Annotated in this window: 12 protein-coding genes; 3 read left to right on the plus strand and 9 right to left on the minus strand. The window is 63.7% G+C overall.

Annotated elements, in window-relative coordinates; all coding sequences use genetic code 11:
- Window positions 1-497 precede the first annotated feature (497 nt).
- The 5 genes from AC22G6_RS02135 to AC22G6_RS02155 all read right to left on the minus strand — a co-directional run bounded on the left by AC22G6_RS02135 (window position 498) and on the right by AC22G6_RS02155 (window position 4,593).
- Window positions 498-1,889 (minus strand): phosphomannomutase/phosphoglucomutase, encoded by a 1,392-nt coding sequence (locus AC22G6_RS02135; RefSeq protein WP_487365426.1) that lies wholly within the window; start codon window positions 1,887-1,889, stop codon window positions 498-500.
- A gap of 87 nt (window positions 1,890-1,976) precedes the next feature.
- Entirely contained in the window at window positions 1,977-2,948 is a 972-nt protein-coding gene (locus AC22G6_RS02140; protein WP_487365672.1) for a hydrolase, read from the minus strand.
- A gap of 5 nt (window positions 2,949-2,953) precedes the next feature.
- On the minus strand, window positions 2,954-3,373 hold the full coding sequence (locus AC22G6_RS02145; RefSeq protein WP_487365427.1) for a YybH family protein: 420 nt from the start codon (window positions 3,371-3,373) through the stop codon (window positions 2,954-2,956).
- Between the two features lie 94 nt (window positions 3,374-3,467).
- Entirely contained in the window at window positions 3,468-3,662 is a 195-nt protein-coding gene (locus tag AC22G6_RS02150; protein WP_487365428.1) for a zinc-finger domain-containing protein, read from the minus strand.
- Between the two features lie 10 nt (window positions 3,663-3,672).
- A complete protein-coding gene (locus AC22G6_RS02155) occupies window positions 3,673-4,593 on the minus strand; it encodes a branched-chain amino acid transaminase (RefSeq protein WP_108949221.1) in 921 nt (306 codons plus the stop codon).
- Between the two features lie 150 nt (window positions 4,594-4,743).
- Between AC22G6_RS02155 and AC22G6_RS02160 the strand changes: the two genes are divergently transcribed.
- Genes AC22G6_RS02160 through mnmA form a run of 3 tightly spaced genes read left to right on the plus strand, consistent with a single transcriptional unit; the run spans window position 4,744 to window position 6,981 of the window.
- Window positions 4,744-5,196, plus strand: coding sequence for an NUDIX hydrolase (locus tag AC22G6_RS02160; RefSeq protein WP_487365429.1), 453 nt, complete (start codon window positions 4,744-4,746; stop codon window positions 5,194-5,196).
- Complete coding sequence (locus tag AC22G6_RS02165) at window positions 5,196-5,867, plus strand: hypothetical protein (RefSeq protein WP_487365430.1); 672 nt, start codon at window positions 5,196-5,198, stop codon at window positions 5,865-5,867. Before AC22G6_RS02160 ends, AC22G6_RS02165 begins: the two co-directional genes overlap by 1 nt.
- The gene (gene mnmA, locus AC22G6_RS02170) at window positions 5,857-6,981 is read left to right on the plus strand and encodes a tRNA 2-thiouridine(34) synthase MnmA (protein ID WP_487365431.1); all 1,125 of its coding nucleotides are present in this window, start codon (window positions 5,857-5,859) and stop codon (window positions 6,979-6,981) included. The genes AC22G6_RS02165 and mnmA overlap by 11 nt, the downstream gene beginning before the upstream one ends.
- Before the next feature lie 6 nt (window positions 6,982-6,987).
- Here mnmA and AC22G6_RS02175 read toward each other — a convergent pair whose 3' ends face one another.
- From AC22G6_RS02175 to AC22G6_RS02190, 4 genes are all read right to left on the minus strand, one after another.
- A complete protein-coding gene (locus AC22G6_RS02175) occupies window positions 6,988-7,929 on the minus strand; it encodes a hypothetical protein (RefSeq protein WP_108949217.1) in 942 nt (313 codons plus the stop codon).
- A 93-nt stretch (window positions 7,930-8,022) separates the two neighbouring features.
- Window positions 8,023-8,574 (minus strand): DUF2062 domain-containing protein, encoded by a 552-nt coding sequence (locus tag AC22G6_RS02180; RefSeq protein ID WP_108949216.1) that lies wholly within the window; start codon window positions 8,572-8,574, stop codon window positions 8,023-8,025.
- Window positions 8,575-8,765: 191 nt separating this feature from the next.
- The gene (locus AC22G6_RS02185; RefSeq protein ID WP_108951330.1) at window positions 8,766-9,218 is read right to left on the minus strand and encodes a SixA phosphatase family protein; all 453 of its coding nucleotides are present in this window, start codon (window positions 9,216-9,218) and stop codon (window positions 8,766-8,768) included.
- A 79-nt stretch (window positions 9,219-9,297) separates the two neighbouring features.
- A complete protein-coding gene (locus AC22G6_RS02190; protein ID WP_487365432.1) occupies window positions 9,298-10,836 on the minus strand; it encodes a CYTH and CHAD domain-containing protein in 1,539 nt (512 codons plus the stop codon).
- Window positions 10,837-10,893: the final 57 nt, after the last annotated feature.

Here is a 10,893-nt window from a genome sequence, read left to right on the forward strand (position 1 = left end):
GCGAAGGGCACTCCGTGGTCGGCAGTGGCGCCTTCCCGTGCCGGGCAGACGTTCGCGGCCTTCGGCTTCCCGTCGGTTGGGGCGCTGCGGCGGCGTCGGCGCAAACTCGGTCGCTGCGCGCCCTCAGACATGCGCCGCCTTGTTTCCGCCGCAGCCCCCCAACCGACGGCGCTCTCGACAGCCCGTCACGGGAAGGCGCCGCTGCCTTTTGTGTTGAGGCAGTTCTGAGGATCGGAGCGTTCTTGCTCCATCAGACTTTCGTTTCTCGCCCTTTTATACTGTGCATTGGCACCGGCGTTGGCATGTGGGTGGGGTGTTTGTGCTGCCGGCGAGGACTGTCCGAGCCCGCAGGGCGAGTTCCGCAGTCGGCGGAGCAAATACCCCGCCCGCTTGCCAGTGCTGCTCGAAAAAAGTGCAGCCGACTAAAGAGATGAGCAAAGAAAAAGGCGCCGGGATTCACCCCTGGCGCCTTGTCATCATTCAAGCCTCTTCAGAGATCAGAACGGCAGCTTGATGCCCGGCCACACCGCTTCGATGGCCTTGCGGAAATCTGCCTGGATGCGAGCGATGGCGTCCTCGCTGTCGGCTTCGAAGCGAAGCACGACGACCGGCGTGGTGTTGGACGGGCGGGCGAGGCCGAAGCCGTCTGCGTACTCGACGCGAACGCCATCGAGCGTGATGACTTCCTGCGCACCATCGAAAGCCGCGCCTTCCTTCAGGCGTTTTACCAGTTCGAAGGGCTCGCCTTCGTTCATCTTGATGTTCAGCTCAGGCGTGCTAACCGCATCCGGCAGGGCCTTGAGTACGGCATTGCCGTCCGGGTGGCGCGAAAGGATTTCGAGCAGACGCACGCCGGCATACAGGCCGTCGTCGAAGCCGTACCAGCGCTCCTTGAAGAACATGTGGCCGCTCATTTCGCCCGCGAGCGGGGCGCCGGTTTCCTTGAGCTTGGCTTTGACCAGCGCGTGGCCGGTGTTCCACATGGTGGCCTTGCCGCCGCGATCCTTGATCCAGCCTGCCAGATTACGGGTGCACTTCACGTCATAGATGATCTCGCCGCCAGGCACGCGGGTCAGCACGTCCTCGGCGAACAGCATCAGCTGGCGGTCGGGATAGATGATTTCGCCGTCCTTGGTGACCACGCCGAGGCGGTCGCCATCACCGTCGAAAGCCAGGCCGAGTTCAGCGTCGGTCTCCTGCAGGGCGCGGATCACATCCTGCAGGTTCTCCGGCTTGGACGGGTCCGGGTGGTGATTGGGGAAGTTGCCGTCGACCTCGCAGAACAGCTCGATGACTTCGCAGCCCAGGCGCTTGAACAGTTCGGGTGCGATGCCGCCGGCCACACCGTTACCGCAATCGACGACGATCTTCATCGGGCGGGCGAGCTTGACGTCGCTGACGATGCGCTCGAGATAGGCCTCATCCACGCTGGCCGTGGTGAGCTTTCCTGCACCGTGGCTCAGGTTGTTGTCCGCAATGCGCTGGCGCAGGGCCTGGATCTGGTCGCCGAACAGCGTCTGGCCGCCGAGCACCATCTTGAGCCCGTTGTAGTCGGGCGGGTTGTGGCTGCCGGTGACGGACACGCAGGAGTTGGTGCCGAGCTGGTAAGCAGCGAAGTAGCTCAGCGGGGTGGGGACGCAACCGATATCGACCACGTCGACACCCGCCGCACGGATGCCGTCGGCCAGCGCACCGGCCAGTTCGGGGCCAGACAGGCGGCCGTCGCGACCGATTGCCACCGTTTTCTGACCGCGTGCCACTGCTTCAGAGCCGAGGGCGTGGCCGATGGCGCGGACTGCATCGGCAGTCAGGGATTTGTCGACGATGCCGCGAATGTCGTAGGCCTTGAAGATTTCCGGGGCGGGCAGGGCGTGCGCAGTCTGGGTCATGTGGGCTTCCAGTTTGAAATGAGTGCAGTGCAGCATAGTATGCCAGAGGATTTTGGCGATTCTGTTGTGCCGATGCACATCGGTGTTTTATCCCCTGCATAGTACTGCATCGAAATGTTGCAACAGGCGTTGTGGCAACCAGCCGAGCGAACCGGGCCACGGTGCGTCGAGAAAGCCGACATGGCCGCCCTGGGCGGTGCACTCGAAGTGGACCGCTGCGCTCAGTTCGTGCGCAGCGGGCAGGGCGGCAGGGGGAACAAAGGGGTCGTTGGCCGCGCACAGGAGCAGCGTCGGGCAGCGGATTGCAGCCAGCCAGGGGCGGGAGGAGGCGCGTTGCCAGTAGTCGGCTGCACCGGAGAAGCCATGCACCGGACCGGTGTAGACATCATCGAAGTCGAATAGCGTGGCAGCCTGCCGAATTCGTCGCCCATCGAACAGGTCCGGATGCTGCGCAAGCTTGTGCAGAGCCTTGCCCTTCAGCGTATTCAGAAAGTGTCGGGTGTACACCGCATTGAAGCCCCGTGCGAGCGCATGACCGGAAACGGTCAGGTCGAGCGGCGGGCAGATGGCCGCCGCAGCACGGATTACATTTCCGGCATCCGCCTCCTGTTCGCCCAGCCATTTCAGCAGGGCATTGCCGCCCAGCGATACGCCGGCGGCAAACAGCGGCGCCTGTCCGGCGACGCCGTGAAGGCGGCGCAGAATCCAGTCGATCTCTGCGCTGTCGCCCGAGTGATAGGCGCGCGCCAGGCGGTTGGGCTCGCCCGAGCAGCCACGAAAGTGCGGGATCACGCCACGCCAGCCGCGTGCCGCGAGCGCGCGCATCAGGGCGCGGGCATAGTGCGAACGGCTCGAGCCCTCAAGTCCGTGGAAGAGGACGACGAGCGGCGCATCGGCGGGGGCGTCTGCGAGCCAGTCGAGATCGATGAAGTCGCCGTCGGGCGTGTCCCAGCGCTCGCGATGATAGGCGGGCGCCTTGCCCTTGCGGGCCACGGGCAGGATGGTCTGCAGATGCGCGCCTGGCAGCCACCATGGGGCTTCATAGGCCGCTACGCGCATCGCGCTCAATGCACCACGCGTGGCGTACCCTGGACCTGGATATCCATCAGGTTGGGAGTGGGCGAGGCGTGATGCATCACCATGCGCCAGCCCTTGGCGCCGCGTGAATAGATGTTGGTCGCTACGATTGGCGGGCCGCCAGGCTCACTGCCTGCCTCGGCGACTTCTTCGAGCACGTTGTGGACGACCAGCACCAGGGTTTCACTCACCACCGCTTGCGTGGTGCGGATGTTCAGGCGTACGCCGCTGGCGAAAATCTGGCGCCACAGTTCGCGTACGGATGCGAGACCGACGATGCGCGGGCCGTTCGGGTGCACGCAGACGACCTCATCCTCTTCGGACCAGACCGACATCATGGTGTCGAGGTCGGCACGCGCGAGGGCGTCGTAAAACGCGGCTTCCGCCTCTGCTGGGGTTGTGAACACGGTTTCGCTCACGATGTGTACCGGATGGGAGCAGGAAAGGCAGCCGCCCCGGCTGCCGCATGTCGTGGTGCAGGGGCGAGCGTGCCGATCCGGCTCAGTGGTGCCCCTTGGGGGCTTCGCCGGTGAAAACGTACTTGGTGCTGCAGTACGGGCAGGTGGCCGAGCCTTCCTTGAGGACGTCGAGGAAGACGCGGGGATGCTGCGCCCACAGTGGCGAGTCAGGGCGCGGACAATGCACCGGCAGGTCATGCGCGGTGACTTCGACGGTACGAGCCTTGTTGTCAGTCATGAAAACCTCCTCAGACCTTGGCCAGCCAGTGCTGGTATTCAGGGGCACGACCGTTGACGACGTCGAAGAAGCGGGCCTGGATTTTGGTGGTGAGCGGGCCGCGCTTGCCCTCGCCGATGGTACGGTCGTCGAGTTCGCGAATCGGGGTGACTTCGGCTGCAGTGCCGGTGAAGAAGGCTTCGTCGGCGATGTAGATGTCGTCACGGGTAATGCGCTTGGACTGCACTTCGAGGCCGAACTCGCGGGCGATGGTGATGATCGAGTCGCGGGTGATGCCGGTCAGTGCAGAGGCGATTTCGGGTTCGAAGATCTTGCCATCCTTGATCACGAAAAGGTTCTCGCCCGCGCCTTCGGCCACGAAGCCCTGGTTGTCGAGCAGCAGGGCTTCGTCGTAGCCCTGCTTGGTGACTTCGAGGTTGGCCAGGATCGAGTTCGGGTAGGTGCCGGCGAGCTTGGCGCGCGGCATCGTCGAGTTGACGTGATGGCGGGTATAGGACGAGGTCTTGACGCGAATGCCGCGCTCGAGACCGTCTTCGCCGAGGTAGGCGCCCCAGGGCCAGGCGGCGATGGCGACATGCACGGTGGAGCCGCGGGTGGAAATGCCCATCTTCTCCGAGCCGTAGAAGGCGATCGGGCGCAGATAGCAGGATTCGAGCTTGTTGGCGCGCACCACCTCTTTCTGCGCTTCCATGAGTTCATCCTTGGAGTAGGGGATGTCCATCATGTAGATCTTGGCCGAATTGATCAGGCGCTGGGTGTGCTCGGCGAGACGGAAGATCGCGGTACCGTTGGCGGTGTTATAGGCGCGTACCCCTTCGAAAACGGCCAGGCCGTAGTGCAGGGAATGGGTCAGCACGTGCGTGGTCGCGTCGCGCCACGGAACGAGCTTGCCATCTTGCCAAATAAAACCGTCGCGATCAGCCATGGACATATCAGGTTCTCCACCGATGAGAAGTGTTTGGATGCGCCCGGACGCTCCGGGCTTAACTTTCGAATTCTAGCGCAAACGCGGGGGTCAGATCTCGATCACAAGCAAACGCGCACAAGGGTAAAATGCCGCTCTTTGGATGCCGGACGTCTCATGGACCGCAGCTGGAAACCGAATGTCACTGTTGCAGCGCTGATCGAGCGCGATGGCCGCTTTCTGATGGTGGAGGAAGAGACTGAGGATGGGCTGCGCTTCAATCAGCCCGCGGGCCACCTCGAGGAAGGCGAATCCCTGGTTCAGGCCACGATACGGGAGACGCTCGAGGAAACCGCGCACCGCTTTGTGCCGGAGTATCTCGTCGGGGTGTATCAGTGGCCCCGTCCGCAAGGCGACATCACCTATCTGCGCTTCGCCTTCGGCGGGCGGGTCGGCGAGGAAGTGCCCGGGTTCGAACTGGACGATGGCATCGTGCGCGCGGTGTGGATGAGCCCGGAAGAGATCCGTGCAACGGCAGATCGGCACCGTAGTCCGCTGATCGTGCAGTGTGTTGACGACTGGCTCGGGGGGCGGCGCTACGACCTCGATCTGCTGCGGCATTACGACTGATGCGCAAGGTCTTCGCGCTGCTGCTGACACTGTTCAGCGCGGCGGTGCCTGCACAGGAGGTGCGGGTGCCCGTGTGTTTCAACTACAGTTGTGCTGCCACCGAGACGGTTGCGTTCGACGCTGCCCTGCTTGAGCAGGCACGTGGGCAGTTGCTTGCGGCGTCAGATCCGGCGACAGAGCGCGCCATGCTTGCTGCCGTGGTGGGCAGGCTTTATCGTGAGGCAGGTGTTCAGACGCCTGTCGGCGCCGATCGCGCCGGCAATTATTTCGATCAGGGTGTCGATGGCCGGATGGATTGCATTGACCATTCGACGAACACGACGCGGTTCCTGAAACTGATTGAGGCGCGTGGCATGTTGCGCTTTCACCGGGTGCTGGAGCCGGCAAGGCGCACCCGCTTCGTGCTCCAGCATTTCAGCGCGGTCGTCGAAGAGGTGGAGCCGCCCGTGAGCTTGCGACCGGCAGTCGTCGTGCCCGATCATGTGCCACTGATGCTGGCCCTGTGTGATTGTGCGGAGGTGCTGGACGACGTGCCCGCACCGGCGCCGATCCCCGACAGCAGGCCGGGCGAGCGTTTCGTAATCGACAGCTGGTTTGTCGACAATGGCGAGGCAGCGATCGTGCTGTCCTTGGCCGACTGGTTAGATGGAGACGGACCGAATGTCCAGTAAGCAGGATGCAGGTGGGATGAAGGTGGTGGTCGGCATGTCCGGCGGCGTGGATTCTGCCGTCACGGCGCTGCTGCTGAAGCGCCAGGGCTATGACGTGACCGGCCTGTTCATGAAGAACTGGGAGGACGACGACGATTCGGAGTTCTGCTCGACGCGGCAGGATCTGGTCGATGTGGCCTCGGTGTGTGACGTCATCGGCATCGACCTCGAGGTGGTGAACTTCAGTGCGGAGTACAAGGACCGGGTGTTCGCCGATTTTCTGCGTGAGTATGAAGCCGGTCGTACGCCGAACCCAGACATCCTGTGCAATTCCGAGATCAAGTTCCGCTGTTTTCTCGACCATGCGATGGCGCTCGGCGCCGACCGCATTGCCACCGGGCACTACGCCCAGGTGCGTGAGTGGGAGAACGACGGCCGGCGCGAGTTCCAGCTGCTGAAGGCTGAGGACGGCACCAAGGATCAGAGCTATTTTCTCTACCGTCTCAATCAGGCGCAGCTGTCCAAGACCCTGTTCCCGCTTGGTGCAATGTACAAGCGCGAAGTGCGCAAGATCGCAGAGGCCGCCGGCCTGCACGTAGCCACGAAGAAGGACTCGACCGGCATCTGCTTCATCGGTGAACGCCCCTTCCGTGAGTTCCTGATGCGTTATCTGCCGACCTCGCCGGGCGAGATCCGCGCACTCGACGACGATCGCGTCATTGGTGAGCACCAGGGGCTGATGTACCACACGATCGGCCAGCGCAAGGGCCTGCACATTGGCGGCATCAAGGGTAACCAGGATGAGGCCGGCGAGCACGACGCCTGGTATGTGGCGCGCAAGGACGTGAAGTCGAACGTGCTCTATGCGGTGCAGGGGCATGCACACCCCGCGCTGCTCAAGGAGCGGCTGACGGCGATCGACCTGAACTGGATTGCCGGGCGCGACCCCCATACGCACTGGGTGTACACCGCCAAGCCGCGTTACCGCACCCCCGACATGCCCTGCGAAATCGACAGCATTGCGGACGGTCGCGCGGAGATTGTCTTCGCCGAGGCGCAGTGGGCGCTGACGCCCGGCCAGAGCGTCGTCGTCTATGAGTCGAAGGTCTGCCTCGGCGGGGGCATCATCGCCTGAGCGTGTTCAGGGTGCCGACAGCCACTCAGGTGTCTGGGGGCTGTCGAGACCGGCAAAGATGCGGGCGTAATGCTCGCAGCGCTCGAAGTACTCGCGCCGGCTCTTGGGCATGGTCACGCGCGCCCGGCTGATGTAGTTGAGCAGATCGCGCCCCTGCAGGATCAGCCGCATCCCGTCGGCTGCACGGCGCAGGGTGGCCGGATCGGGATCGTCCGGCAGGTGCGGGGCGAACGCCGCCAGGCGCTCGGAAGACACCACGAACTCGGCCCACACGTCGAACAGGTTGCTGTCCGTGCGCAGGGTTTCGCATTTGTCCTTGGCGAGGTCGGTGAAGTGACGCACGAGTTCGTCGATGCCGACGAACAGCGGGTCGCTGGCAAAGGTGTCGACCATGACCGATGCGATCCTGTCGATATCGCGCAGGGTCTGGGCAATCTTGATGTAGCGGCTTTCATAGAAGGCCTCGACCGGAATCGAGAAGGCGCGGAAGGGCTCGCCCCATAGTTCGTCGATACCCTCTTCTCCGCTGCGATGCCGAACCATCCGCCCCAGCATCAGCGCTTCATGCAGACATACGCCGCACTCGCGCATCAGGGCGTTGTCGGATTCGATCTCGATCCCCAGTTCCTGCATTTCGACCAGCTTGGTGAAAATGTCGGTGGCGCGGTTGAACATCGCACCCGCGAGCATCGCGCCCTTCACACGCTTGCGTTCGGGGTCCTGCTCCTGCTCGTAGGCTTCCCGTGCTTCGTTGAGACGCTTGCCGGGAATGTTGATGCCGTGTTCAACATGGTTGAACAGTCTGCGGGTCAGGGCCTGGATCAGGGTCTTTTTTGCCTGCAGCGAATCGGCAGGAGGCTTGTAGGCCTTGATCCAGTAGCCGTCGTAGTAGACGCGATTGACGCCGTCGATGACGTCGGGGGTGCCGTTGGGGATTTCCGTGTTCATGACTGGGACGATAGGTATGGTTTGGGGGCCGGAGCCGCCAGCATACGCTGATCATGCACTGCAAAAAAGCACGACGCGCTGCGCGGTGAGGCCTCAGTGAGCCTGGCGCAGGACGCGTGCATGAAGCAGGCGACGACGCTTCGAAATGACCTTGTAGCGCCAGAACAGTCTTGCACCCCAGTAGCCGATGGTAGCGCCGCTGAGCGCCATCAGCAGCATGCCCAGTACCAGCGGCTGGCCAATGCCCGAGATCCAGGCCCACAGGTCGGTGATCTGACTGATCCATGCCTGGGAAACGGCATCGTGGCTCAGGTTCGCAGCATGTTGCGGGACCGGAGCGCCGATCAGGCTCGCGCCCAGACGGTAGGCAAAGTAGTAGATCGGCGCGTAGGTGAATGGGTTGCTGACCAGCGTCGACACGGCCGCAATCCACAGGTTGCCGCGCAGAAAGAGCGAGGCGATTGCAGCGGCCGGGATCTGCGCCACCGGTACCATCAGGCCGAAAAACGCGCCAATGGCAACGCCGCGCGCAACGGCCCGGCGGTTGATGTGCCAAAGCGAGGGGTCGTGCACACGCGGCCCAAGCCAGCTCAGCAGCCGGCTTTTCTTGATGCTGTCATGGGTGGGCAGAATACGTTTGAGCATGATCCGCTTTGCAGGAAAGACCCTATCTTACGCAATGTTGGCTGGCGCCTGAATGCACCCGCGAAACCGCCAAAACGATCCGGTATCGCGACAGCCTTGTAGTGTGCCAGATTAAGCTTAGGACAAGTCAGGCCTGCGAAAATTCCCGTCGTCGTCGAGCCCTGGAGGCGTCTGCGGGAATGCTTCCGTGCTCAGGCGAAATCGGCTGGAATGACCGCGCGCAGGACAGTCTGGGTTTCGTTGTCGCGGACCCGGTTGGTAAACCACCACAGCGCGCCTTTCTTGATCGTCCAGTCGGCCTCTGCGCCGGACAGCAGCAGCGCGGCCAGGCGACCAAGGCCGGGCTGATGACCGACGATCAGCGTGGCGCCGCTGGCGTCGGGCCAGCCGGACGCTGCCAGCATGTCGGACACGCCGGCATCGGGTCCAAGTGCAGGAACGATCTCGAAGTCGTCGGTGAATGCACTGGCTGTCTGCCGCGTACGCACGGTCGGGCTCGCCAGCACTCTGAGGCGTTTGGGCCGGTGCGCGTCAAGCCAGCCCGCCATCCGGCGAGCCTGCTTCAGCCCGCGCTCGGTGAGTTCGCGGGAGTGATCGGGCGTTCCATCCACCGCTTCAGCGTGGCGCCACAACAGCAAGTCCATTCCGTGCTCCATCTTGTCAGGGGCCGTTAGCGTAACCGGCACGTCTTGCACGGGTATGACAGCGGCGGAATTCAGGGGTTCACCATGGTGTCTTTCCCCACAGAAGGGGTTCGACCTCCTGCAGCACCCGGCGTCGAAGGCGGGCATAGCGCGGTCCGTGCCATCCGATGATGAATGACGCTGCTGCCAGCAGGTCGCTGCGCTTGCCGGCCCATGCATTGAGCCGGCCGCGGGCGACATCGACGTCATTCAGGAAGCCGAGTGTGCCCTGCGCTTCGGTGACGCCTGTCAGATAGCGCTCGACTGCGCGCGCGGGGAGCAGCGAGCCGAAGAACTCAAGCCCGTACCGCAGCTGCTTCATTGCGATGCGCAAGGTGTGGAGCTGAGTGGGAACGAGGGTGACCGACGCTTCGTAGCGGCGCCGTGCGCGCTTGCGCAGTCGATCGAGCTGAAGGCGGGCGAAGGTCTTGAGGTCAACCGCGGCGATCAGGTTGCTGACCGGGAGCCCCTGCAGTGCGGCGTTGAGTTCGAGCACGAGCCGCCCTTGCGCGGAGTGCGTGATGTTGTGCAAGGCGTCCTTGCGCGCCTGCTGGCGTGCGGTTTCGATGAGCTTCAGCAGCGGCGGCAGGCCGCTTTCGGCGCCGTCAGCGAGCCCTTCGGCCACCACGGGCGCGAGCAGCTCGGCGTGGAGCACGTCGAGGTCGCGCGTGTCGCCAAACCGGTTTGCGTTCTCGCGCAGGCGGTCATTCCATTCGGTGACAAACTCGGTGGGCAGGGCGGGGGCAAACAGCTTGATCAGTGAGCGCAGCCGCCGCAGCGAGACACGCAGCTGATGGATGAACTCGGGGCCGTCGTGCCCCTCGTTGATCGCCGACGCATTGGCCTGCCATTGACGGATGCAGCCGAAGGCGTGCCGGCGAAAGGCTTCGATAACGGTGTCGTCGGGGGAGAGTTCGATGGCTTCTGCCTTGGTCGGACGCGCGGGCAGGTCGAGGAAGAGCTGGTATCCGCGCTGCGCCTTCGACACGTCGCCCGGCATCAGCGGCAGGGTCCGGGCGAGTTCGCAGGCCAGTTCGAGCAGATCGAGCGGCTTGCCTTCCACCAGCTCGAGTTCGAGTTCGCAGATCGGCGCGCTGCGGCTGACCGCCTCGACGCTTCCGGTGTCGATCATGAGAAGAATGCAGACGCCTTCGCGCGGGCTGTAGCGCCGTGTTTCGCGGCGAAAGCGGGTGGTGAACACCGGAACCAGTTCGTCCTTGTGCCGCGAGAGCAGCTTTGCGACCTCGGGCACGTCGATGGCGGAAAAATTGAAGCGGTCGGTGTAGGGCTGCTCCCATTCCGGGCGCTGCGAAAGCCCACCGGTCGACACCGCCGCACACTTCACCGTCTGCAGCCACTGCCGGCCCTGGTGGCGGGTGCGCACGGCCACCTTGCGCGCCTTGAGGGCGAGCTCCGGGGTGTCGTAGTACGTATTGTCCAGCGTGCACGTCTTGCCTTCCCGCGGCGCACCGGCAACCAGGGGGTGGCGGCGCAGCGCGGGGAGCGAGCGGCTTGGCAGGCTCAGCTTGAGTTCGATTTCCTGACTCATCGGGGCGATGTCGCCGCGACGGGCGAGCATCCTCGAAATTGATATGAACGCATTCTATCTGCCGCAAAAATGGGCGTCATGTTCATT

This window comes from Parazoarcus sp. PS-13 R2A (assembly GCF_057621855.1).